21 protein-coding genes are annotated in these 23,063 nt (G+C 77.4%); 9 read left to right on the top strand and 12 right to left on the bottom strand.

Annotation, left to right across the window (positions count from 1 at the left end; translation table 11 throughout):
- Positions 1-15: 15 nt before the first annotated feature.
- Positions 16-276, bottom strand: coding sequence for a hypothetical protein (locus tag Cpa01nite_RS08055; RefSeq protein WP_203668242.1), 261 nt, complete (start codon positions 274-276; stop codon positions 16-18).
- Between the two features lie 98 nt (positions 277-374).
- Here Cpa01nite_RS08055 and Cpa01nite_RS08050 point away from each other — a divergent pair, with 98 nt between their 5' ends.
- Positions 375-884 (top strand): hypothetical protein, encoded by a 510-nt coding sequence (locus tag Cpa01nite_RS08050; RefSeq protein ID WP_203668241.1) that lies wholly within the window; start codon positions 375-377, stop codon positions 882-884.
- A 28-nt stretch (positions 885-912) separates the two neighbouring features.
- Here Cpa01nite_RS08050 and Cpa01nite_RS08045 read toward each other — a convergent pair whose 3' ends face one another.
- Positions 913-1,494 (bottom strand): thermonuclease family protein, encoded by a 582-nt coding sequence (locus tag Cpa01nite_RS08045; protein ID WP_203668240.1) that lies wholly within the window; start codon positions 1,492-1,494, stop codon positions 913-915.
- A 116-nt stretch (positions 1,495-1,610) separates the two neighbouring features.
- Positions 1,611-2,189, bottom strand: coding sequence for a TetR/AcrR family transcriptional regulator (locus Cpa01nite_RS08040; protein ID WP_203668239.1), 579 nt, complete (start codon positions 2,187-2,189; stop codon positions 1,611-1,613).
- A 34-nt stretch (positions 2,190-2,223) separates the two neighbouring features.
- Here Cpa01nite_RS08040 and Cpa01nite_RS08035 point away from each other — a divergent pair, with 34 nt between their 5' ends.
- Entirely contained in the window at positions 2,224-3,171 is a 948-nt protein-coding gene (locus Cpa01nite_RS08035) for a DMT family transporter (RefSeq protein ID WP_239068629.1), read from the top strand.
- 17 nt (positions 3,172-3,188) lie between these two features.
- Here the strand turns inward: Cpa01nite_RS08035 and Cpa01nite_RS08030 are convergent, their stop codons facing one another.
- Entirely contained in the window at positions 3,189-3,413 is a 225-nt protein-coding gene (locus tag Cpa01nite_RS08030; RefSeq protein WP_203668238.1) for a hypothetical protein, read from the bottom strand.
- A 63-nt stretch (positions 3,414-3,476) separates the two neighbouring features.
- Positions 3,477-3,800, bottom strand: coding sequence for a hypothetical protein (locus Cpa01nite_RS08025; protein ID WP_203668237.1), 324 nt, complete (start codon positions 3,798-3,800; stop codon positions 3,477-3,479).
- A gap of 388 nt (positions 3,801-4,188) precedes the next feature.
- Between Cpa01nite_RS08025 and Cpa01nite_RS08020 the strand changes: the two genes are divergently transcribed.
- Positions 4,189-4,863: an SPFH domain-containing protein gene (locus Cpa01nite_RS08020; protein WP_203668236.1), complete on the top strand. Its 675-nt coding sequence runs from the start codon at positions 4,189-4,191 to the stop codon at positions 4,861-4,863.
- A gap of 137 nt (positions 4,864-5,000) precedes the next feature.
- The gene (locus Cpa01nite_RS08015) at positions 5,001-5,249 is read left to right on the top strand and encodes a hypothetical protein (RefSeq protein ID WP_203668235.1); all 249 of its coding nucleotides are present in this window, start codon (positions 5,001-5,003) and stop codon (positions 5,247-5,249) included.
- 18 nt (positions 5,250-5,267) lie between these two features.
- On the opposite strand, the gene Cpa01nite_RS08010 is transcribed toward Cpa01nite_RS08015, so the two are convergent.
- Positions 5,268-7,538, bottom strand: a complete 2,271-nt coding sequence (locus Cpa01nite_RS08010; protein ID WP_203668234.1) for a DEAD/DEAH box helicase — start codon at positions 7,536-7,538, stop codon at positions 5,268-5,270.
- A gap of 40 nt (positions 7,539-7,578) precedes the next feature.
- The gene (locus Cpa01nite_RS08005; protein ID WP_203668233.1) at positions 7,579-7,998 is read right to left on the bottom strand and encodes a hypothetical protein; all 420 of its coding nucleotides are present in this window, start codon (positions 7,996-7,998) and stop codon (positions 7,579-7,581) included.
- 123 nt (positions 7,999-8,121) lie between these two features.
- Here Cpa01nite_RS08005 and Cpa01nite_RS08000 point away from each other — a divergent pair, with 123 nt between their 5' ends.
- The 3 genes from Cpa01nite_RS08000 (at position 8,122) to Cpa01nite_RS07990 (ending at position 11,460) form a co-directional block, all read left to right on the top strand.
- The gene (locus Cpa01nite_RS08000; RefSeq protein ID WP_203668232.1) at positions 8,122-9,270 is read left to right on the top strand and encodes a zinc-dependent alcohol dehydrogenase; all 1,149 of its coding nucleotides are present in this window, start codon (positions 8,122-8,124) and stop codon (positions 9,268-9,270) included.
- Between the two features lie 13 nt (positions 9,271-9,283).
- Positions 9,284-9,838 carry a hypothetical protein gene (locus Cpa01nite_RS07995; protein WP_203668231.1) on the top strand — a complete coding sequence of 185 codons (555 nt, stop codon included), beginning with the start codon at positions 9,284-9,286 and terminating at the stop codon, positions 9,836-9,838.
- Positions 9,839-10,467: 629 nt separating this feature from the next.
- On the top strand, positions 10,468-11,460 hold the full coding sequence (locus tag Cpa01nite_RS07990; protein ID WP_203668230.1) for a pirin family protein: 993 nt from the start codon (positions 10,468-10,470) through the stop codon (positions 11,458-11,460).
- 65 nt (positions 11,461-11,525) lie between these two features.
- On the opposite strand, the gene Cpa01nite_RS07985 is transcribed toward Cpa01nite_RS07990, so the two are convergent.
- A complete protein-coding gene (locus tag Cpa01nite_RS07985; protein WP_203668229.1) occupies positions 11,526-12,125 on the bottom strand; it encodes an NADPH-dependent FMN reductase in 600 nt (199 codons plus the stop codon).
- 267 nt (positions 12,126-12,392) lie between these two features.
- Between Cpa01nite_RS07985 and Cpa01nite_RS07980 the strand changes: the two genes are divergently transcribed.
- Positions 12,393-14,948, top strand: a complete 2,556-nt coding sequence (locus Cpa01nite_RS07980; protein ID WP_203668228.1) for a helix-turn-helix transcriptional regulator — start codon at positions 12,393-12,395, stop codon at positions 14,946-14,948.
- A gap of 80 nt (positions 14,949-15,028) precedes the next feature.
- Here Cpa01nite_RS07980 and Cpa01nite_RS07975 read toward each other — a convergent pair whose 3' ends face one another.
- Complete coding sequence (locus Cpa01nite_RS07975; RefSeq protein WP_203668227.1) at positions 15,029-15,442, bottom strand: OsmC family protein; 414 nt, start codon at positions 15,440-15,442, stop codon at positions 15,029-15,031.
- A 681-nt stretch (positions 15,443-16,123) separates the two neighbouring features.
- On the opposite strand from Cpa01nite_RS07975, the gene Cpa01nite_RS07970 reads away from it, so the two are divergent.
- A complete protein-coding gene (locus tag Cpa01nite_RS07970) occupies positions 16,124-20,884 on the top strand; it encodes a PDDEXK-like endonuclease domain-containing protein (protein WP_239068628.1) in 4,761 nt (1,586 codons plus the stop codon).
- A 351-nt stretch (positions 20,885-21,235) separates the two neighbouring features.
- Here the strand turns inward: Cpa01nite_RS07970 and Cpa01nite_RS07965 are convergent, their stop codons facing one another.
- From Cpa01nite_RS07965 to Cpa01nite_RS07955, 3 genes are all read right to left on the bottom strand, one after another.
- Positions 21,236-21,412, bottom strand: a complete 177-nt coding sequence (locus tag Cpa01nite_RS07965) for a hypothetical protein (RefSeq protein ID WP_203668226.1) — start codon at positions 21,410-21,412, stop codon at positions 21,236-21,238.
- A 142-nt stretch (positions 21,413-21,554) separates the two neighbouring features.
- Positions 21,555-22,130, bottom strand: coding sequence for a large conductance mechanosensitive channel protein MscL (mscL, locus tag Cpa01nite_RS07960; protein ID WP_203668225.1), 576 nt, complete (start codon positions 22,128-22,130; stop codon positions 21,555-21,557).
- 40 nt (positions 22,131-22,170) lie between these two features.
- Positions 22,171-22,878: a CpaB family protein gene (locus tag Cpa01nite_RS07955; protein ID WP_203668224.1), complete on the bottom strand. Its 708-nt coding sequence runs from the start codon at positions 22,876-22,878 to the stop codon at positions 22,171-22,173.
- Between the last annotated feature and the right edge of the window lie 185 nt (positions 22,879-23,063).

Below are 23,063 nucleotides of genomic sequence, written 5' to 3'. Positions count from 1 at the left end.
ACTCGGCGCCGGAGTTCAGGGCACGGGCACGGCGGCGGCGTCGCGCTCGCGCTGCCGCCGGGACAGCCAGGCGTGGAGCAGCGGCAGCGCCACGACGAGCCCGGTCACCGCGACGAGCGCGGCCGGCCCGGCGAGCACCCCGGGGACCCCGGTGTCGCGGCCGGCGTCGGCGCGGTCGAACGCGATCGAGAACGCGACCGCGTAGAGGGCCGCGGCCGCCAGTGTCACGGTGGCTGCCAGGACGAACCACGTCCTCAGCCGACCGGCTGTCCTCATCGCGCCCCCTCCGTCGCTCGCGAACCTAGCGCGTCCAGCTGCCCGGCGGCCCGTTCGCCGGACCTCCACAGGTGCGACGCCGGCCCTAGAGTTCCGGCGTGAGCTCCCGCCCCGTCTGGTCCTTCCGCCTCCCGCTCCGCCCCGACGTCCACCCCGCGACGCTGCGCGTCCTGGAGGCCGTCGCGCGGGACACGCCCCCGGACCCGGCCGACCTCGCGACGCTGCACCCCGTGGTCGCGCACTACCTGGGCGACTGGACCCGGATGCTCACGAACGAGGAGCCGCCGCACGTCGGCCCGCCGGTGCGGCTGTCCGGGCTCGGGGGCGCGACGCCGCTGCTCACCATCGAGTTCACCCAGCACGACGACGAGTTCGCGAACGGCGGCTGGGTCATGTTCCTGTGGGCGTACCAGCTCACCGCGCGCCCGGCCCGCGGGCGGGTGCTGATCGGGCACCACGCGCCCGCCGACCGGGAGTCCACCGGCTGGCAGGAGGTCGTCGCCGACGCGACCGGGGTCGCCTCGGGGGAGGTCGTCGTGGGCTGGGACGAGATCACGGGGGAGTGGCAGCGGCTGCTCGACGACCCGGCGTGGGCGGGCTGGTCCTGATTCCCGTGGTGCCACCTCTCGGGCACGCTCAGCAGCTGCCCCAGAGCCCGGCACCGCCGTCGCGCGCGGCGACCTCCGCTGCCTCGAGCTCCGCGTGGTGCACGCCGGGGGAGTCGTACGTGTATTCGGACGCGTAGCCCTCGGAGACGAGCACGCGGTTCACCAGCGTCGTCTCGTCGAGCCACACGTACGCGAGGGTGCGCCCGTACCGGTCGACGGCGTCCTGCGTGGGGTCGCCCTCCAGCCAGACCGACCGGCCGGACAGCAGCTCGCCGGTGCGGGCGGACGCCTCGGGGCCGAAGCACTCGACGGGGCTGTCCGGTTGGACGCTCTCCGGCGTGTCGATGCCGAGGAGTCGCACCCGCTCCTCGGCGCCGTCGCGGAGCACGATGATCGTGTCGCCGTCGACGACCCGCTGCACGGGGAGCGGGCCGACCGCGGAGGCGGGCCGGACCTCGGTGTCTGATCCGGGGGCCGCGGCGGGCGGGGTGTCTCTCCCGGCCCCGCCGCCGACGAACCACCAGACCGCGGCCGCCGCCGCGACGAGCAGCAGCAGGAGCGGGAGTCGTCGTCTCCGTGCCATGCCCGTCGTCTCCTCTCGGTCGGCCATCAGGGCGAATGTCGCCGCAACCGGATCGCCGGGACCGAGCCGCACCCTACGGTCGGGCGGGACCGGCATCGCGTCGAGCGGTCCGGCGACCACCGGGTACCGGCCGCCGCTCGTGATCACCGGAGGGCCGACGCCAGCACCTCCCGCGCCGTGTCCCGCGCCCGCGCGAACGGCCGGTCGAACGTCCCCATGCCGACGGTCACGATCGCCCCCTCGTAGAGCAGCATCAGCATCCGCGCCACGTCCTCCGGGCCGCGTGCCCCGGCCTCCCGGCACAGGTCGACGAGCAGGCCGAGCTGCCACGCCTTCTCCCGCTCGACCTCCGTCAGCACCGCGCCGTCGGTCGTCTCCGCGCGGGCGTTCACCGCGCTGCACCCGCGTGGGCTGTTCGCCGTGGACCACGCCTCGGCCGCGTCGAACACCGTCAGCACCCGCTCGACGCCCGGGTCGGGGCGCTCGGCGAGCGCGGCCAGCAGGTGCTCCCGCCACCGCGCCTCGCGCCCTTGGAGGTACGCGAGGACCAACGCCTCCTTCGACCCGAACCGGTCGTACAGCGTCTTCTTCGTGACGCCCGCGGCCTCGGCGATCGCGTCGACGCCGACCGCGTGGATCCCGCGCTCGTAGAACAGCTCGGACGCGGCGTCGAGCACCCGGCGGGCGCCGGGGGTCAGCGGCGCGGGCTCGGTGGTGGCCATGCGGACGAGTATACCGCTCTGTATAGTCGCGATCATGAGTAAACAGGTCGGTCTACTCGGACCCGCGCTGACCGCCGCGGCGGGAGTTGGGTTCGTGGCGAGCTGGAGCTCGGGCTTCGTGGTCGCGAAGGTCGCCACCGTCGACGTCGCGCCGCTGACGCTCCTGGTGTGGCGGTTCCTGCCGGTCGCGGTCGGGCTGGCGGCGGTCACCCTCGCGACGAGGGCGGCGCGCGCGGTCCCGCGGCGCGACCTCGGCCGGCAGGCGGTGATCGGGCTGTTCGCGCAGCTCGGCTACGTCGTGTGCGTGTACGCGGCGATCGCCGCGGGCGTGGCGACCGGGACGACCGCGCTCATCGACGCGGTGCAGCCGCTGGTGGTCGCGACGCTGGTCGGCCCGCTGCTCGGGCTGCGGGTGCGCGGGGCGCAGTGGGCCGGGCTGGCCGTCGGGGCGGTCGGCGTGCTGCTGGTCGTGCAGTCCCAGCTCGGCGGGTCGGACGCGCCCGCGGTGGCCTACCTGCTGCCGCTCGCCGCGATGGCGTGCCTGGTGGCCGGGACGTTCCTCGAGCGTCGGTCGGCCGCCCGCCCGCCGGTGCTCGTCGTGCTGACGGTGCAGGTCGTGGTGACCGCGGCGGTCCTGCTGGTCGCAGCGGCGGTGACCGGGGCGCTCGTCCCGCCGGCGACCGCGTCGTTCTGGCTGGCGACGGCGCTCGCGGCCGCGTTCCCGACGCTGGCGGCGTACGGGCTCTACTGGTGGCTGCTCCGCCGCGTGGGGGTGACGGCGCTGAACGCGCTGCTGTTCCTGGTCGCGCCCGCGACGGCCGCGGCGGGGGCGGTCTGGCTGGGGGAGCCGCTGACCGCGGTGACGCTCGCCGGGTTCGCGCTCTGCGGGGCCGGGGTGGCGGTGGTGCTGGCGGTCGAGGCGCGGATGGCGCGCGCGGCCGCGGCGGCGGACCGGGGCGGAGCGGTCGCCGAGCCGGTGTGACCGCGGGGCTCGGCGGGCTACCGGCGCCGGCGCGCCCGGACCCAGGACGCGACCGACCCGACCACCACCGTCGCGAGCACCAGCGGGACCCGGTGCTCCGGGAACCAGGCGGACGCCACGAGCCCGATCAGGACCCCCAGCGCGACGGGCAGCCAGCGCCGGGCCGCTCCCGGTCCGGGGTCGACCGCGGGATCGCGGTGGGCCGCGGCGTCGACCGGCCGCGGCGTCGGGACGTCACCCATGCTCACCTCGCACGACGGGGCGCCCGCACCGGGCACGCATCTCCGCCGATGCTAGGTGCCGCGTCACCGCCTCCGGGCGCGTCCCGCGCCGAGCGGCCCGCCGAACACGATCGAGATCCCCAGCACGAACCCGACGTCGTACCAGTTCCCCGAGTTGAACACCTCGTACGGCGAGACGGTCCGGGTGAACAGCGACACGATCCACGTCACCGGCAGGATGAACCCGTGCCAGAGTCCGAGCCAGAACCCGGCGGGTTCCTCGGCCCCGGGCGGCGCGGTGCCGACGTCCGGGTTGACGCCCGCCGCGCAGGCGGCGAGCAGCAGCACGGTCGCGGCCGCGATCCCGACGGCGGCGACGACCCGGGTCCAGGGGCGGCGCGTGTCCATGGCGGTCATCGTGGCAGCGGTGCTCGCAGCGGCGGGGTGTCCGGTCGCCGGGGTTCGCGCGGCGCGGCGAAAAGCGCGTGCGCCCGCCGCTGACCTCGACCTACGCTCGCCCACGCTCCTGGTCAGCAGCCGGACGGCGTCGCCGTCGCGGGTCCTGCGCGTCACGGCCGGCGAGCACCTGCCTCCGGAGCAGCGCTGTCCACGCTCGGGTTCGACTCCCGGCCGGCCGGCGCGCGGTCGACGGGGCGGGCTGCGGTCTGCGACCCCGGGTGCGCCCGGACGTCCCCCGCGTCCCGCCCGACCGCGCGTCGGCCGGATCAGCGCTGCCGGGAGCAGGCGGTACCGGCCGAGGGACGGCAGGACCGACGACCGGGAGGAGGGTCGAGCGATGCGGATCGTGGTGCAGGAGTGGCAGCGGGTCCTGGTGTACAAGGACGGGCGGTTCGAGCGCGAGGTCGGCCCCGGCCGGTACCGGCTGCCGCGGCGTCACCGGAGGCGGGTGCGCGTGGAGGTGCGGCCGCGGCTCGTCGTCGTGCCCGTCCAGGAGGTGCTCACCCGGGACGGCCTCGCGGTCAAGGTCAGCCTGACGATGCAGGTCCGGGTGGCTGATGCCCGGACGTGGCACGAGGCGTTCGCCGATCCCGAGGACGTCATGTACGCCGCGGTCCAGGTCGCGCTCCGCGAGGAGGTCGCCGCGCGGACGCTCGACGAGCTGCTCGCCGACCGTGCGGAGGTCCCCGAGCGGATGGGCGTCGCCGCGGCCCCGGCGGTCGCCACGGCGGGTCTCGCGGTCGACGCGCTCGCGCTGCGCGACGTCATCGTGCCGGCCGAGATCCGGCGCGCCGCGGCCGCGGTCGTGACCGCGCGGTCCGAGGGCCTCGCGGCGCTCGAGCGGGCGCGGTCGGAGGTCGCTGCCACGCGGGCGCTCGCCAACGCGGCGCGGATGGTCGCGGACCACCCGGGGCTGCTCCAGCTCCGGACGCTCCAGGCGGTCGAGGCCGGCGGGGCGACCGTGGTGCTGTCCGCGGACCCGGGCGCGGCGGCGGCGCGGGCGACGTCCTGAGGCGGTGGGCGGGGCAGGCGACGGCCCCGCCCACCGCGGACGGATCTGCCGCGCCTCGCCGCGGCGGGGGTACACCGCGTCCACAGGCGCCGAAGGCAGTTCGCGTCGGCCGGGCGCCACGGTGTACACATGGCCCCATGAGCGGGGTCCTGGTCTACGCCGACAAGATCGACGAGAACGCGGCGGAGGTCCGGTACGAGGTCCGCCGCGACCGGCCGGACGGCGACGTCGACGGCGTCCTGGTGATCGAGACCGCCGGCCCGCGGAACGCCTGGCACGTCGAGGGTCCCGACGCGTCCAGCGCGCTCGCCGGTCTCGTGGTCGGGCGCGCGGTGCGCCACCGCGGCGAGCAGGGCGCCTGGCCGGACCGCGTCGCCCAGCAGTAGCAGCCCCGCGTCGCCGTCCTAGTCCTGAGCGGCCGCCAGCTCGTCCCACACCGGCCCGTACCCGAGCCGCGCCTGCTCCATCGCCACCACCTCGCGGGCCAGGCCCGCCTCGGTCACGTCGACCGCCGCCACCGCCGCGGCGGCGACCGACGACTCCCGCACGTAGGCGTCGAACACCCGCCGCTTGCCGGCCAGCAGCTCGACGACCCGCTCGTCCACGCCGTCCTCGGCGAGCAGCCGGTGCGCCACGACCGCCCGCACCTGGCCCATCCGGTGCAGCCGCGCCACGGCCTGCGCCTCCGCGGCGGGCGTCAGCTGCGGCTCGCACAGCACCGCGACCGAGGCGGCCTGCAGGTTCAGCCCCACGCCGCCGACCGTGATCTGCGCGACCAGCACCCCGTCCCGCGGGCCCGCCGCGAACGCGTCGATCTCCGCCTGCCGCTCGTCGCCCGGGACGTCGCCGGTCAGCGGCCCGAACACGGGCGGCCCGCCCGGGTGGAACAGCGCGGTGGCCACCACGTCGAGCACGTCCCGGAAGTACGAGAACACCACCGTGCGCTGCCCGTTCTCGGCCGCCTCGGCGACGATCTCCCGCAGCCGCCCGAGCTTGGTCGAGTCGGCCGGGTCCGGGGTCAGCCAGGCCGCGCGGCGCATCGCCATGAAGTTCCCGCTCGCGACCGCCTCGCGGTAGACGCGCTCGCCGGCGGGGGAGAGGTCCTCCCACTCGTCGACCAGCACCAGGTCCGGCAGCTCGACCAGCACGTCCGCCTGGTTCCTGCGCAGGTAGACCGGCGCCACGTCGCGGCGGAACGTGTCGGCGCCGACCAGCCCCAGGTGCGGGGGCAGCGACGCCGCCAGGTCCGCGTCGAGCAGCCGGACCAGCGCGACGAAGTCCTCGATCCGGTTGTCCATCGGCGTGCCCGTCAGCAGCAGCACCCGCCACACCGCCGACGACCAGGCCGCCACGGCCCGCGACCGCTGCGCCTCGGGGTTCTTCACGTAGTGCGCCTCGTCGACGACGAGCAGCGCCACCCCCGCGGTGTCGAGCGGCACGTGCGGCAGCCCCTCGAACGTCGTCACCGCGACGCCGCCCTCGGCCCGCCACCGCGCGAGCGCCGCGTCCCGCCCCGGGCCGTGCAGCCGGTGCGCCGCCAGCGACGTCCTCGCCTCGACCTCGCGCAGCCAGTTGACGAGCACGCCCGCGGGGCAGACGACGAGGAAGCGGGAGTTGCCGCCCGCCGCCAGGTGCGCCATCACCGCCAGTGCCTGCACCGTCTTGCCCAGGCCCATCTCGTCCCCGAGCAGCGCCCGGCCCTGGTTGAGCGCGAACCGCGCGCCGAACTCCTGGTACCCGCGCAGCGGCACCCGCATCGCCGTCAGGTCGAGCGGGTGGGCGGCGACGCGCTCCGCGAGCTCGGCCGTGAGCATGCCCCGGGCGGCCAGCACGTCCTGCGCCAGCGGCACGATGCCGCCGAGCACGGTGTAGAGCTCGGCGGAGCGGCGCTCGAACGCGTCCCACAGCGCGGGGGCGTCGGCGTCCGGGACGGCGCACGCGGCGGCCAGCCGGTCGATCGTCGCGCCGAGCCCGGCCGTGCCGGCCGCGTCGCCCGCGCCGGACGCGTCGCCCGCGAGCGTCGCGTCCCAGCCCGCCAGCGCCGCCAGCGCCCGCCGCGCCCGGTCCTTCGTCGCCCGCCGGGACAGGGCGAACCGCAGCCGCCCTGTCGCCGGCTCCGCCGACGCCGCGTGCACCGCGACCGCCGACGCGTACCCGGCGAGCGCCTCGCGGTGCGGTTCCACGACCGGGCGCAGCCGCAGCAGCCGGTCGAGCAGCCGCAGCACCTCGACGGTCGTGGCCGTGTCGGGCCGCCCCGACCGGTCGATCTCGAGCCGCACCGGCACGCCGGCGCGCACGGCTCCGGCGAGCTGCTCGACGGCGGCGACGACGGTCCGCGCGGTCTGCGTGCCGACGCCGGGCACCGCGTCCAGGGTCGCCGCCGGCACGCCGAGCAGGTCGGCCGCCGTCGCGTAGCCCGCCTCGGCGAGCGCGCGCAGGCGCAGGTTCCGGTCGGTCATCGCCCCGAGCTGCTCGACCGGCACGACGCCGAGCTCCGCGCGGACCCGCGCGTCCCGGTCGGCCTCGACGAGCGACGCGACCCGGACCGTCGCCTCGTCCACGTGGTCGAGCACCGCGCGGGCACGCGCGGCCAGGGTGCGGTGCCGGTCGAGCAGCGCGCGGGCCTCGGCGCCGGGGGCGACGGTGCCGGCCTCGGCGGGCGTCCTGCTGCTCATCGGTCGCGATGCTACGGCGCGCGGACCGGGACCGCGCCGGTCAGCCCGCGGTCGTCGCGGCCGCGGTCGGCACCGGCGTCGCGGCCGCCTCCGTCACCCGCACCGTCAGCACCGCGCACTGCACCGGGAACGACTCGGCGCACCCGCTGTCCGGCACCAGCCACACCTCGACGGCGTCGCCGTCGTGCAGGTCCGCGACCGTCGCCTGCGCGCCGTCCGCCGCGAGCACCGACGGCTCGCCGGCCGTCCCGACGAGCGCCATGCCCTCGTAGGACGGGTCGGACGCCTGCGTGAGCGCGCCGCCGACGACCACCCCCGTCACGTCCGGCGTCGGCTGCCCGCCCAGGTGCTCGGACGCGGACGGCACGGGCGTCGCGGGCGACCCGGCGGGGCCGCAGGCGGCGAGCGCGGCGAGCAGCGCGGCGCCGAGCAGGGCGGCGGCGGGGCGAGGGGCGGGCACGCGCCGATCGTGCCACCGATCCGCCTGTCGCGGACCCCGGTCCGGCCCTGGAGCGCCCCCCAGATGCGACATCGCCGCGGGTTCCGCACGCTGGGGTGATCGAATCGCGAGAGGGGAACGTCGATGCGCGCCATGGTCTACCGCGGGCCGTACAAGGTCCGCGTGGAGGAGAAGGACGTCCCGAGGATCGAGCATCCCAACGACGCGATCGTGAAGGTGGTGCGGGCCGCCATCTGCGGCTCCGACCTGCACCTGTACCACGGGATGATGCCGGACACCCGGATCGGGCACACGTTCGGGCACGAGTTCATCGGGGTCGTCGAGCAGGTCGGCTCCTCGGTGCAGAACCTGCAGGTCGGTGACCGGGTGATGGTCCCCTTCAACATCTACTGCGGCACCTGCTTCTTCTGCGCCCGAGGCCTGTACTCGAACTGCCACAACGTGAACCCGAACGCGACCGCCGTCGGCGGGATCTACGGGTACTCGCACACGACGGGCGGGTACGACGGCGGTCAGGCGCAGTACGTGCGGGTGCCGTTCGCCGATGTCGGCCCGCAGAAGATCCCGGACTGGCTGGACGACGAGGACGCGCTGCTGATGACCGACGCGCTGTCCACCGGCTACTTCGGCGCGCAGCTCGCGGACATCCGCGAGGGCGACACGGTCGCGGTGCTGGGCGCGGGCCCGGTCGGGCTGTTCGCGGCGCGGTCGGCCTGGCTCATGGGCGCGGGCCGGGTCGTCGTCATCGACCAGCTCGACTACCGGCTGGAGAAGGCGAAGGAGTTCGCCTACGCCGAGACCCGGAACTACGCCGAGTACGACGACATCGTGGTCGAGATGAAGTACGCCACGGACGGCCTGGGCTTCGACCGGGTGATCGAGGCGGTCGGCGCGGAGGCGGACGGCAACCTGATCCAGCACGTGACGGCGGCCAAGCTCAAGCTGCAGGGCGGGTCGCCGGTCGCGCTGAACTGGGCGATCGACGGGGTCCGCAAAGGCGGCACGGTGTCGGTGATGGGCGCCTACGGCCCGATCTTCTCCGCCGTGAAGTTCGGCGACGCGATGAACAAGGGCCTGACGCTGCGGATGAACCAGGCGCCGGTGGCCCGGCAGTGGCCGCGTCTGCTCGAGCACATCCGGAACGGCTACCTGAAGCCGTCGGACATCGTCACGCACCGCATCCCGCTCGAGCACATCGCCGAGGGCTACCACATGATGTCGTCGAAGCTCGACGGCATGATCAAGCCGGTCATCATCCCGGACGAGGACTGAGGGGAGCACGACCATGCCGTACCGCGCCGAGAAGCCGCCGCTCGCGGAGACGCCGGAGCAGCTGCGCGCCCGCATCCCGGGCTGGGGTGCCGACCTCGACCCCGCCGACCGCCCGTCCTACCCGCGCGAGCGGACCGACCTCCCGACCGGTGCCCACTGGGACTTTCCGGAGCGCCAGCCGGAGCCGTACCCGCGCGAGCGGTCCATCGAGCACACGCAGCTGCCGCCGGTGTTCGGCACCGCGCAGCCGCTGCAGGGCGCCGCCGGGGCGATCCGGAGGTACGCCTACGACCGGTTCAGTGAGGGTCGCGCGGCGCACTGGCTCCTGCTGATCGCCGCCGACCGCGTGGAGTCGACGACCGAGCACCTCAAGTCGTTCGCGACGACCCGGCCGGACAACCCGATCACCGAGACCGGGATCCTGTCCGAGCCGCGGCGGCACCCGATCGCCTCGCGCAGGGGCCGGGTCGACGTGCGGCACCAGGTGCTGGACCCGCTGATCGTGGCGGGCCCGTGGATCGCCGGCGGCCTCGCCGCCGTGGCCGTGCTGCGCCGGGTGCTCCGGTAGCACCCAGCTGAGCCCCACGGCCACCACGCCGCACTGGCGATGGTGGCCGTGGATGGCGCACGGGTATTGATCGCCGAACACGATCGACGGGCCGGTCCCTTGCTCGGACGCCACCCTGTCCGCGGGCGTGCCCGCAGCCCGCGCGTGGCGGACTGGTGGAGCGCGGTTCGCGCGAGGATGGAGGACTGATGGGTGTTGCGGCGTATGGCCTGAAGATCGCCGAGGACGCGAACGAGGTCCGTTACGAAGTCAGGATGACCCCGGACGGACACGTGAACGGGGTCCTCGTGATCGACAAGGACAACCCGACCGAGCGGTGGCGCGTGGACGGGGCTGGTGCGTCCCGAGGGCTTGCTGCGCGTGTGGCCGCTCGGGCGTACAGGCGGTTCAAGGACACAGGGGCCTGGCCGGAGCGGGCGGCGCACCAGTCGTAGCGGTGCGTCGCGGTGACGACCGATTTCGCCGACGCGGGCCCGAGGGACCGGTCTCGTCCGTCGGGTCGGCGCTGAGCTCGGGACGTCGACGTGCTCGCCAAGCCCCGCGGCCCGCAGCCGAACTGCGTGCGGGCTCACGGCGGGATCGGGCGGCGCGCCCCGGCCCGGGCGAGCGCTGAAACTAGGCTGCCGTGCATGACCAACCTGGAGGCCGTCGCCACCGAGCGTGTGTGCACCCCGGGCGGCGAGTCCGCGGCCGGCCTCCCCACCGGGTTCGAGCTGCTCGAGCCGCGGGACGTGCCGCTCGGCGGCATCCGCGCGATGTCGGTCCGCCGCACGCTGCCCCAGCGCGCCCGGTCGTTCGTCGGCGCCTGGTGCTTCCTCGACCACTACGGGCCCGACGACGTCGCGGTGACCGGCGGCATGCGCGTCCCGCCGCACCCGCACACCGGGCTGCAGACCGTGTCCTGGCTGTTCTCCGGCGAGATCGAGCACCGCGACAGCCTCGGCACGCACTGCCTGGTCCGGCCGGGCGAGATGAACCTCATGACGGCGGGCCGCGGCATCAGCCACTCCGAGGACTCGACCGCCGCGACGACCGTCCTGCACGGCGTGCAGCTGTGGACGGTGCTGCCCGAGGCCGACCGCGGTGCGGCGCCGGCGTTCGAGCACCACGTCCCGCCGGTGGTCCCGCTCGACGGCGGCGAGGCGCGGGTGTTCCTGGGCACGCTCGCCGGGTCGACGTCGCCGGTGCGGACGTTCAGCCCGCTGGTCGGCGCCGAGGTCCGGCTGCGGCCCGGCGCGTCGCACGCGTTCCCCGTGGACCCGGCGTTCGAGCACGCGGTGCTGGTCGACTCCGGGGCGCTGACGGTCGACGGGGTGGACGCCCCGGTGTCGCACCTGCTGTACCGGGAGCCGGGCGCGACGTCGCTCACCCTGACGGTGACCGGCGACGTCGAGGCGCGGGTGCTGCTGATCGGCGGGCTGCCGCTGGGCGAGCAGATCGTCATGTGGTGGAACTTCATCGGGCGGGACCACGACGAGGTCGTCGCGGCGCGCGCCCGGTGGCAGGCCGAGATCGGCGACCCGGACGCGCCGGCTCCGGGCTTCGGTCGCGTCGAGGGGCACCCGGCGGCGCCGCTTCCGGCACCGCCGATGCCGGAGCTGCGGCTGCGGCCGCGCGCGTAGGGCCGGGGGCGACCCGGCCGGCCGGGCTCGGCCTGCCCGCCCGCACCCGGCCCGGAGCGGCCGGCTCAGGCGACCGGCATCGCCTCCGGGTCGCCGATGTGCCCGGGCGCGTTCGCGGCGAGCACCCGCTGCACGAACGCGCAGTACTCCTCCATGTAGTGCCGGAGGAACTGGGCGAGCGAGTCGTCGAGCAGCGTGCCGTCCTCGGCGAACGTGCCCGGCTCGACCCGCACGTACACCTCGGGGGCGTTGAGCTGCGGCGCGTCGAGGAAGCTCAGCACGCCGCGCATGGACGACTGCATGACCGCGGTGCCGATCGCCCCGATCGAGGCGCCGGCGATCCCGGTGGGCTTGCGGGCGAACGAGTTGGTGCCCCACGGCCGGGAGCCCCAGTCGATCGCGTTCTTCAGCGCGCCGGGGATCGACCGGTTGTACTCGGGCGACACGAACAGGATGCCGTCCGACTCCTCGATCGCCCGCTTGAGCACCCGCGCCTCCGCCGGGTAGTCGGCGTCGTGGTCGGGGCTGTAGAGCGGGAGGCCGCCGATCGGGATCTCGCGGAACTCGAGCTGGTCCGGCGCCAGGGAGATCATCGCGTCGGCGAGCGTGCGGTTGATCGACGCGCTCGACAGGCTGCCGACGAAGTAGCCGATGGTGTACGACATCGCGTCCTCCGGTCCGTGGGCGGCGGGGCCCGGCCGGCACCCGCACGGCCCTCCCAGCGTGGCACCGGTCCTCCCCCGATGCGCGGCGACGGCGCCCGCCCCGGTCCGACCTGGGTAGGGGGATCCCGTGCGGGCGCCGGGCGCGCCCCGGGGCCGGGCGCGCTCGCGCTCCCGAGACGTGCGTAGGTGGTCCCGGCTCGTCCGTTGAGTGGTGGCTGCCGCGCCAGAGTGCGTAGCCGGGAGCGCGACGCACACGGAGGGCTGGCGGTGGAGGCTGAGGGGTTCGGGCTGACGGTGGCGGCGGCGCAGCGGTGGTTGCCGCTCGGACGCGATGTCCTGGTGCGGGGCGACCGCGGGGCGGGCAAGTCGACCGTGCTGGAGGGCCTGCTGGCGGACGCGTCCCGTCGCGGCGTCACCGGCATCCTGGTGCGCGCGGGCGGGTCGCGGGCGCTGTCGGCGCTGCTCGACCACGCCTCGTCGTCGGTGCGGGTGCCGGACGAGGCGGCGCTCGCGGACTGGCTGACGGAGGAGCTGCGCGCCCGGCGCAGCGTGCTGCTGGTCGACGACGCCGACCGGATGGACGACCCCAGCCTGGCGGTGGTGCGCCGGGTGCTCGGGCGCACGGGCTCGCTGCTGGTGGCGTCCTGCACCGCGGACCCGCTGCGCGCCGCGGGCCCCGGGATCCGTGACCTGCTGCTGGGCCGCGCCCCCGCCGAGGTGCGGGTGCAGCCGTTCGGGTTCCGCGCGGTGTCGGCGCTGCTGGAGTCGGTGCTGGGCGCGCCCGCGGACACGGGGCTGACCGCGTCCGTGATGGCCGAGACCGGCGGCAACCCGCGCGCGGTCGTGGCGCTCGCGGACGCCGCGCGGGCCGGCGGCGCGCTGCGCCGGGTCGACGGGCTGTGGGTCGAGGACGGCGCGCTCGGCGAGGTCGCGGCCGACGCCGTGGCCTACGTGTTCCTCACGGGGCTGGGGCCCGGGTGCGTGGACACGCTGGAGACGCTGGCGTGCGCCGGGCCGGTGCCCGCCGACGTCGCGGCGCGGCTCGTCGACCCGGTGGCGCTGGCGACGCTCGCGGACCACGGGCGGGTGGTCGGCCACGAGCTCGTGGGCTCGGGCGAGGTGCTCGCGGTGTCCCCGCCCCTGCTGGCCCGGGCGCTGCGCGAGCGGGTGTCCCCGTTCCGCCGCCGGCAGCTCGCGGAGCGGGTGGCGGCCGAGGGCGGGGCCGTGGCCGCGTCCTCCGCGGTCGACGACGTCACGACGGTGCTCCTGGCCGCGCCGTCCGGCGAGGGCGGCGCCCCCGCGTGGGTCGCGCAGGTGGCCGGCCTGGTGCACGAGCGGGCGACCGCGGAGGAGGGCGCGCGCCGCGCGGAGTGGCTCGCCGGGCCCACCCTCGCGACCGCGAACGCGTACCTCGCGGCGCTCATGCGGCGCCCGGCGCCCGACCCGCTCGCGGAGGTGTTCGCGCGCGTGACGCCCACGGCGTGCGACGACCCGGGGGAGCGGGCGGCGTTCGCGTTCTACCGCTGGCGGTGGTCCGCCTGGTCGGGCGTGGCGGCGGGCTCGGCCGCGTGCGCGACCGGGGGCACGGGCGACGCCGACGACGGTGCGGGGCGCGGGGGTGAGGCGGCGGACCCGCCCGCGCACCCCGACCTGGCCCCCGTGGCCGCGCTCGGCGACCTGAAGCCGCGCCTCCTGCGCGAGCTGGCCGCCGGGCGCCCGGCGGGCGAGGTCGCCGCGGAGGCGGACCCGGAGCCCGGCGCGCCGTTCGCCCGCGGCTGGCCCGCGGTGCTGCGCGCCGCCGCGCTGCTGGAGGGCGGCTGGCCCGAGGCCGCGCTCGACGCGCTCGACCGCGCGGAGGCGGGGGACGCGGGCCCGGAGACGCGGCACTACCTCGCGGCGCTCCGCGGGCAGGCGCTGCTGCTCGCCGGTCGGCTGGTGGAGGCGGAGCAGTGGCAGCGCCGGATGCTCGACGCGGCGTACGACGCTGTCGACGACCTGGCCATCCGGGTGCACGCCAGCATGCTCGCCGAGGTGCTCTACATGTCCTCGCAGACGGCGGCGGCCTGGCGGGCCGTGAGCACGGCGCTGCGGCTCGGCGCGCCCGGCCCGATCGGCACGACGTTCTACCGGCGAGGGCTGACCGTCGGCGCGGTCATCCAGGCGCACGCGGGCAACCTCACGCTCGCTCAGGTGCTGGTGCGAGAGCTCGACCGGACGCCGACCGCGCACCGGCCGCTGCTGCGCTCGCTGCGCCCGCTCGCGCACGCGGCGCTGGCCGGCGCGACCGGCGAGCCGTCCGAGGCCGCCTGGATCGCGCGCACGGCGGCCCGGCGGTACGCCGACGAGGGGCTGCTGCACCCGGCGCTGCTGTGCTGGACCCTCGGCGGCGGCGAGCTCGACGCCGAGCGCGCGGACGCCGTCGTCGACCTCGAGGAGCGCACCCGGGTGCCGCTGCTCGAGCCGTACGCCCGCCTGGTGGTCGGGCTGGTGGCCGACGACCACGAGGAGATCGCCGCGGCCGTGCCGGGGACCAGCGCGGACGCGGCGCCGGCGCTGGCCCGCGCCGCGGAGGCCGTGCTCGGCGTCCGCGAGGGGACGCCGCGGCCGACCCGCGCGCCGGTGTCCCGGCTCGGCGGGGTCCGGGCGGAGCCGCTGTCGGCGCGGGAGCAGGAGGTCGCCGTGCTCGCGCGCGAGGGCCTGAGCAACCGGCAGATCGCGGACCAGCTGTACCTGAGCGTGCGCACGGTGGAGAACCACATGAGCCGGGCGCTGCGGAAGCTCGGGCTGGTGGGGCGCAGCGAGCTCGCGGACTGGGGCGGCTGAGCGGCGGGGGACGGGCGGCGCCGGGTCCGGTCGAGCCAGGCGCGGCGGCGGTTCGGGCCGAGCCCTGGCGCGGCGCCCGGTCAGCCGGCGTCGTCCGCAGGCCGCGCCCTCGTGACCGGCGCCCCCTGGCGGAGCGCCCGCGGGATCTCGGCCACCTCGTCGACGACCTCCAGCAGCAGCGCCACGTCCCCGTCCGGCGCCCGGGTGTCGACCCGCACCTCGTAGACGACGCCGGTCGACGCCCACGTCCCCGGCGCGAACCCGCCCCGTGCGGTCACGGCGACGCCGTCGAGCTCCAGCCCGCGCGCGTGCGCCTCCCGGTACAGGTCGTTGAGCACGCAGCCGGCGACCGCGAGGTGCAGCAGGTGCGCCCCGGTGAACGCGAACGTCGCGCGCACGCCCGCCGGCGTCCAGCGGTGGGGGAGGGCGACCGCGTCGCCGTCGGCGGGGGCCAGGGTGCCGGCGCCGGCCGTCACGGCGAAGTCCTCGGGCACGGGCGTCCTCCCTTCGGCGGGCGGTTCTCGGCAGCGTAGCCCCGGGCGGTCGGGCGGGCGCGGCGCCCGTGGCACTCAACCGACCGGTGCCTGCCGCTCACCGACGACCCGACGACCCCTCAGTCCGCCCGACGACGGCACTCAACGCGCCACCGTGCGTCCCCTCAGGCGGCTGAGGGGTCGCTGCGCACGCCTTGAATGGACGACGTCGGAGGGCCTGCAGCGGCTGACAGGCCCTCCGACGCCGAGGTCTCCGGCGCCCGGCACCGCCCCCGCCGGGCGCCGGGCACCTCGGGCGACGACGGCCCGCCCCGCGCCGGGCCGTCCCCGCCACCGGGACCGGACGACCCGTCCCGGGGCGGGTGATCTCCGTCACCGCCGCGAGAGGCGACCTGCGGCGATGCCCCCGGTCTGTGCGCGACCTGTGTGAGCGTTCACCCGAGGGAACGCCAGGTTGTTGACCGCTGCACTTCTCAGGGCCATAGTTCATTCCCGACGGTGCGCATCGCCTGCCCCCTGCGCGGTGCGCACCGTTCACGAACTCCCTGGTCGCCCCACCCGTCGAGCCCCCGCTCCGGACCGGCGTCCCACCCCCTCCCGGTCGGCGAGTTCCGCGTCATCACCCGGGTCCGCGGCGTGGCACCACGCCGCCGGCGGCCGGTCGCGGTTAGCGTTCTGCGGGTGAAGGTCCCCGCGCGCCGCTCCGCGACCGGGCCGACGTCCGCCTCCGCCGAGGCCACGCCGGCACCGCCGTCGACCCCCTCGGCGACCGCCGGGCCCGAGGGTCCCGCGGCCGGCCGGTCCGCCGAGCCGTCGACCCCCGGCACCGGGACCGACGGCCCCGCGCCGCGCCGCGACGCCGCCCACGACGGGGAGGTCTCCGTGCCCGACGCCGCAGCCGGACCCGTCCTGGTCGAGCCGCCGTCGGCCGCCGAGCTCGTCGCCGGCGCCACCGGCACCTGGCGCGCCGCGCTCGTCGAGGCCGCGGGCGGCTCCACGCTCGCCGACGTCGAGCTGCTCGGGGACGCCGCGCTCGACCTGTCCGCCGCGCACCCGTCCGGTATCGCACAGCTGTTCGCCGGCCGGGAGACCCGGCTGTCGAACCTGGTCCGGGAGGGCGCCGCGCTCGGCACCGCCCGCCGCCGCGCCCGCGCCGTCGCCGCCCGGGCCGGGACGTACGCGCAGCAGTACGGCATCGCGCCGACCTACCTGGCCATCGGCGTGGCGTCGTGGACCGAGCACAGCACGCCCGACGTCGCGACGGACGACGTGGCGGCGATCGCCACGGCGACCCGGGAGTCCGCCGGCCGCGGCGAGGACGGCGACGGCGACCCGGCGGACGGCGACGCGCCCGCGCCCGCGACGCGCTCGGTCCGCGCGCCCGTGCTGCTCCGGCCGGTGTCCCTGACCGCCCGCGGCACCGCCGAGAGCGACTACGAGCTCACGCTCGAGCCGTCGCTGGAGGTCAACCCGGTCCTCGCCCGCGCCCTGCGGTCCCGGGGCGCGCTGCTCGACCCCGGCGCGGTCGCCCGGAGCGCGTTCACCGGCTCGGGGTTCGACCCGCGGGACGCCATCACGCGACTCACCTCGCTCGGCACCGCGGTGCTGGACGACTTCCAGCTGGTCGACCGGATCGTCGTCGGCACGTTCGTGCACCCGGGGCAGGTGCTGGTCGACGACCTCGACCGGCTCGCGCCCGCGCTGGAGCGGCACGAGGTGGTCGCGGCGCTGGCCGGCGTCGCCGAGGCGGCCGACGGCCTGCAGGTCACCCTGCCCGAGCCGGTGCGCGGGGACCGCGACCCCGCCCTCGAGCGCGGGGTGGGCGACCTGGACCCGGCGCAGCAGCACGTCCTCGACGTGGTGGCCGGGGGCGCGCACGTGTTCGTGGACGCGCCCGCCGACAGCGACGTGACCGGCACGCTCGCCGCGCTGGTCGCCGACGCGGCCGCCGAGGGCCGGACCGTCCTCTACGTGCCCGGGCACCGCCGCGCCGCCGTCGCGCTGCGGGAGCGCCTGGAGCGGCTCGGCGTCGGCGAGGTGCTGCTCGACGTGGCTCCCGACGCCGCGTGGCGGGCCGCGTCCGCGCGCCGGCTGATGGGCGCGATGACGCTCGACGTCGACCCCGGCGACCCGGCCGCGACCGCGGAGCTGCGCCGCGCGCTGGTCGAGCGCCGCGAGCGGCTGCGCGGCTACGTCGACGGCCTGCACCTGGTGCGCGAGCCGTGGGGCGCGTCCGCGTACGACGGCTTCCAGGCGCTGGCCCGGCTCACCGCCGCCCGCCCGGCGCCGCGCACGACCGTCCGGCTGCCGGCGGAGGTCGCCCGCGCGCTCGACGCCGAGCGGCGCGCGGCCGTGGCGGCCGAGCTGACCGAGGCGGCGGAGGCGGGCGCGTTCACGCTCCGCCCGGTCGACACCCCCTGGTACGGCGCGGCGCTGCTGGGCGACGCCGAGGCCGCCGACGCGCTGCGCCGGGCCGAGCGCCTGGCCGGCGAGACGGGTCTCCCCGCCGTGCAGGCCCGGATCGCCGAGGTCGCGGAGGTCACCGGGTTCACCCCCGCGACGACGCTCGCCACCTGGGCCGAGCAGCTCGAGGTGCTGGGCGGCGTCCGCGGCGCGCTCGACGTGTTCCAGCCGATCGTCTTCGAGCGCAGCCCGGCCGACATGGTCGCCGCGACCGCGTCGAAGGCCTGGCGCGCGGAGCACGGCACGCCGATGGGCTTCTGGCTGCGCCGCCGGCTGAAGAAGCAGGCCAAGGACCTGCTGCGCCCCGGCCGCCCGGTCGCGGACCTGCACGCCGCGCTGCTCGACGTGCAGCGGCAGCGCGCCATCTGGGCGGAGCACTGCCCCGCCGGCGGCTGGCCGCGGCTGCCCGAGGGGCTCGGCGAGATCGAGGCCGAGCACCGCGAGGTGCGCGCGGACGTCGAGGCGCTGGCCGCCGTGCTCGCCGGGACGCCGGAGGGCGCCGACCTGCTCGGCCGCCCGATCCCGGAGGTCCTGGAGCGCGTCCGCCGCCTGGTCGACGCCGGCGCGACGCTCGAGCGGCTGCCCGAGCGGACCCGCCTGCTGCGCTCGCTGCGCGCCGCCGGGCTGGACGACCTGCTCGACGACCTGGCCGACCGCCGGGTCGCCGCGTCGCTGGTCGGCGCCGAGCTCGAGCTCGCCTGGTGGAGCACCGTGTTCGAGCAGGTGCTCGCCGCCGACCCCGCGCTGGCCGGGTACGACGGCCGGACGCTCGGCCGGCTGGCCGCGGAGTACCGCGAGCTCGACGTCGCGCACACCGCCGCGCTCGCCGGCCCGGTCCGCGCCCGCGCCGCGGCGCACGTGCGGAACACCATGGCCGCGCACACCGAGCAGACCGAGGCGCTGTTCGCCGAGCTGGTCGAGGAGCGGCTGACCGGCCTCCGCGAGACCTTCGAGCGGTACCCGGACGTCGCGCGCCGGCTCCGGCCGGTGCTCGCCGCCGCGCCGATGCTGGTCCCGCAGATCCTGCCCGCCGCGCGCACGGTCGACCTCGTCGTGCTCGACGCCGCCGCGCACCTGCCGGTCGAGGTCGCGCTGCCCGCGATCGCCCGCGGCCGCCAGGTCGTCGTGGTCGGCGACCGGCGCTGCGCCTCCGGCACCGCGGTGCGGGAGCTCGCCGACGTGCTGCCGACGGTGCCGCTGCGCGCCGACGCGTCCCGTCGCGACCCGTACCTCACGGCGTTCCTCGCCGCGCACGGCTACGCCGACGTGCTGTCCCCGACCCCGCTGCCCACCAGCGGGGCGACCGTCGGGCACCACCTCGTCGACGGCACCGGCATGCCCGACGGCTCCGGCGCGGTGCAGAGCACCCGCGCGGACGTCGACCGCGTCGTCGAGCTCGTCATCGAGCACGCCCTGACCCGCCCGGCGGAGTCGCTGGCCGTCGTCACGGCCTCGCCGCTGCACACCGCGCAGATCCGCGAGTCGGTGCTGGCGCAGGTCCGGGACTCGCCGTCGCTGGCCGCGTGCCTCGACGGGTCGCGGCCCGAGCCGTTCGTCGTCACCGACCTCACCAACGTCGCCGGCCTGCGCCGGGACGCGCTGATCCTGTCGCTCGGCTTCGGCCGGACCCCGCACGGGCGGGTGCTGCACCGGTTCGGGCCGATCAGCGGGCCCGGCGGGGACGCGCTGCTGCTCGCGGCGCTCGGCGTCACCCGGCACCGGCTCGACGTCGTGTCCTGCTTCGCGATCGCCGAGGTCGACCCGGAGCGGCTGCGCGGCCCCGGGCCGCGGCTGCTGGCCGACCTGCTGCGGTTCGCCGAGCTGCGGTCGGCGGGCGAGACCGACCTGGCGGTCGCGGCCCCGGTCGCGGAGGAGCCGGTCGCCGACGGGGCGCCCGGCGACGCGGCCGCCGACGTGCCCGCCGCCGAGGAGGTCGCGGCTCCCGTCGTCGCGGAGGAGGTCAAGGCGCCCGCCGAGGCGCACGCGCCGGACCGGCTCGTCGTCGACCTGGCCGAGCGGCTCTGGCGGCACGGGCTCGTCGTCGAGCTCGACCACGGCCTGCCCGGCGGGCTGCACCTGCCCCTCGCGGTCGGCCACCCGGACCTGCCGGGCGAGCTGCTCGTCGCCGTGCTGACCGACGACGACGCCTACCTGCACGAGCCGAGCGTCCGGGTCCGGGACCGCCAGGTCGCCGAGCGGCTGGAGCGGCTCGGCTGGAGCGTGCTGCGCGTCTGGTCGGCCGCCGCGTTCCTCGACCCCGAGGCCGAGGTCGACCGCATCCGCCGCGCCCTGCACGCGGTCGCCGACCGGCGCATCGCCGAGGCCGAGGCGGACCGGGCGCGCGCCCGGCTGATCGTCCCGGCGCCGCTGCTCGACGACGACGGCTCCGGCCCCGCGCCGACCCTCACCGGGTTCGCCGTCGTGCCGGGCGCCGACCTGCCCACCGGCGGCGGCGCGCGGCCGGGCGAGCGGCGCGTGCTCGACGCGACCGGGGCGATCACGGTCGTGCCGGACGAGTCGGCCGACCGCGAGGACGAGGCGCCGGCGCCCGTCGCCGAGGCCGCGGGTCCGTGGTCGCCGCCGGCGGCGCCGGGCGGTGCGGCCGGTGCCGGTGGCTCGACCCCGGCCGGCGCGGGTGCGCCGGACGCCGTGGCTCCGCCGTCGTCGCCGATCCCGGCCGTGGCGGCGCAGATCCCCGGCGTCATGGAGGCGTCCGCGCCGATGACGGGCGCCGTGCGGGCCGTGCAGCCCACGCTCGCGGTGCCGGGCGGCCCGCGACCGGACGTGCGGCCGGGCCTGCCGATCAGCGCCTACTCCGACGACCAGCTGGACGACCTCGTCGCCTGGCTCGTCTCGGACGGCAGCGAGCGGACGCCCGAGGAGCTCGCCGCCGCCCTGCGCGCGGAGCTCGGCATCACGCGCCGCGGCGCGCGGGTCGACTCGGTGGTCGCGGCGGCCGTGGCCCGCGCCACCCGCTGACCCCGGCGCGGGGGCGGCCGCCCGCGGCGCCGCGCGGCGCCCGCGCGGCGGTGGCGCGGCGGTGGAGCCCGCGCGCCGGGCGGCCGGGCGCGGTGCAGCCCCGTGCCACCGAGGTAGGGCTATCCCGCCGAGGTAGGACCGTCTACGGCCCTACCTCGGCGCAGAGGTCCTATCTCGGCGCACGACGGGGTGCGCCGCGGGGCGCGGGGTGCGCGCCGCGGGGTGCGCGGCGGCCGGTCGAGCCGCGCTGGTCACCCGCGCAGGCGGCCGGTCAGGCCGGGTTCGTCGCCCGCGGAGGCGGCGGTCAGGCCGGGTTCGTCACCCGCGGAGGCGGCGGTCAGGCCGCGTAGGTCACCAGTGCGGGGGGACGTCGCGGCGGAGGCGGTCGTCGTTCGAGTCGCCGCGGTCGTCGCCCCAGCCGGTGTCGGAGTCGTCGGCGCTGCGGCTCGGGATCAGCGGGCTGTCGTCGACCGGCCGGCGGGGCCGGTCCGCGGGCTCGGGGCGCGGCTCGGTCGGGGGAGTGGTCACCCGTCGATCATCCCACCGTCGGCGCGGCGCGACCTCCGCCACGGCAACCGTTCCGCGCGGGCGTCGAGGGCGCTGCGCGGCTCGCGGTCGCCCCCTGCGCAGAAGAGCCTGCCCGCCGCTCCGGCGTGCGGTGCCCGGGCGGTCAGGCGAGCGGCGGGTGGCCGGGCCGACCCGTGCCGCCGGCGTGGCCGGTGACGCCCGGCCCTTCGGCGCCGGGGGCCGTTGTCGGCGCACCCGGGGCGCCGGCGTCCTGCTGCAGCGCGGGGCTGGACTGCGCGGCGAGCAGGTCGCGGATCTCCTGGAGCAGGAGGATGTCCTCGGACGGGCGCGCGGGCTCGGCCTCGACGCCGCGCTTCCGGCGCTCCGCGAGCTTGTTGAGCGGCAGCACGATGACGAAGTAGATCGCCGCGGCGGTGATGAGGAACTGCAGCAGCGCGTTGAGGATCAGCCCCATGTTGATCGTCGCGTCGTTGATCGGGCCGATGACCCAGATCTGCGAGATGTCCGGCTTGCCGAAGATCATCGCGATCAGCGGCGAGATCAGGCCCTCCTGGAGCGCCGTGATGACGCCCCCGAACGCCGCGCCGATGACGACGCCGACGGCCAGCTCGATCGCGTTCCCGCGGGAGATGAAGTCCTTGAACCCCTGCAGGACCTTGCCGGCGCCCCTGGCGCCCTCGGTCGCGCTGCGCAGGCCCTTGCTCAGTGCGTCGCTCATGCCGTGAGTTCCCCCGGTGTGCTGCGGCGATGTGCCCGCATCATCCCACGATGACCGCGCTGAGCACCCGGGACGCGGCCGCGCCGCTGAGCGCCACCGACTCGTCCGGGTCGACCGCGAGCAGCACCGGGGAGCTCTCGCCCGTGGTCGTGCCGCCGCCCAGCAGCCCGCTCCCCGACCCCGACGTGCCGCCGTCGTCCGCGTCGCCGGGCTGCGCCAGCACGACCGCCGCCTCGGCGAGCCGGAGGGCCTCGTCGCCGTCGTGCAGCGCCGCGGCGACCACGTCGACCCGCATCCCCGGGCGGAGCACGTCGGCCACGCCGGCGTCGGCGAACCGGACCGGCACCACGACCGACCCGGGCGGGCCGGTGCCGCTCTCGTCGACGAGCAGCTCGGCGACCAGCGGCAGCCCGGCCGGCACCGGGACGGCGAGCCGGCGCCCGACGAAGTCGTCCTCCGCGGCGTCGAGGTCTCCCGCCGTCGGGGTGGCCACTAGCAGCGTCGTCGGCAGCAGCGCCACCGGCACGTCGGCGAGCGACACGTCCGCGACCGCGAGCACCGCGCCGACCGCGAGGGCGCGCGCCGCCACGGGGACGCGCGCGGTGGGCGGGTCGGCCGGCCGGAGGAGGCCGACGGCGATCACGGCGGCGAGGCCCGCGCACAGCGCGGCGAGCGGCCGGCGCGCGCGCCAGGCGACGACGCGCAGCCGGCGGCGGACGGGCTCGGGGAGCGGGTCGGTCAGGGGCACGCGGCCGACGCTAGGCGGCCGGCCGCGACCGCCCGGCGGCACGGCGGCGCGGGCCTGGGGACGACGCGGGTCCCCACGGCTGTGGAGGGCTCGGTGCCCGCGCGCGGAGTGGCGAGCCGGACGGCCGGGCGCGGAGCGATGTCGGCACCCGCGGGGACGGGGAGGCTCGGCACCAGCGCGCGGTG

Origin of the sequence: Cellulomonas pakistanensis (assembly GCF_016862755.1) — a bacterium.
GTDB lineage: Bacteria > Actinomycetota > Actinomycetes > Actinomycetales > Cellulomonadaceae > Cellulomonas > Cellulomonas pakistanensis.
Note: the sequence above shows the minus strand (reverse complement) of the source record. Positions and strands in the feature narration are given on the sequence as shown.